The organism is Acinetobacter psychrotolerans (assembly GCF_048552595.1).
Lineage (GTDB): Bacteria > Pseudomonadota > Gammaproteobacteria > Pseudomonadales > Moraxellaceae > Acinetobacter.
Genome location: NZ_JBIMDK010000077.1, coordinates 1 through 255, shown reverse-complemented (window position 1 = coordinate 255; position 255 = coordinate 1). Strand labels below are relative to the sequence as shown.

The window sequence follows — 255 nt, the reverse complement described above, 5'->3', positions numbered from 1 at the left end:
GCTGGGTAGCACCATGACTGCTTTGCAATTGGGTACTGATCTGACCTGTAGTGTCATCAAAGCGCAGTTGCCCAAAGCCTTCGCCTTGGTATTCCTTTGAGCGGATGCCTGCCAGTTTTTTGGTATCAGGCAGTTTACCTTTGTTATCAAATTTGGTTGGATGACGTTGTGCTTCATGAATACGACCCACCACAAATGGTCGGTCAATATTGCCATCAAAGAAGTCAATAACGACAATCTCACCAATACGGGGTA

1 protein-coding gene is annotated in these 255 nt (G+C 45.9%); it reads right to left on the bottom strand.

Annotation, left to right across the window (positions count from 1 at the left end):
* Positions 1–255 (bottom strand): type VI secretion system Vgr family protein (locus ACG94X_RS16905; RefSeq protein WP_419384816.1); only part of this gene is annotated, 255 nt, incomplete at both ends.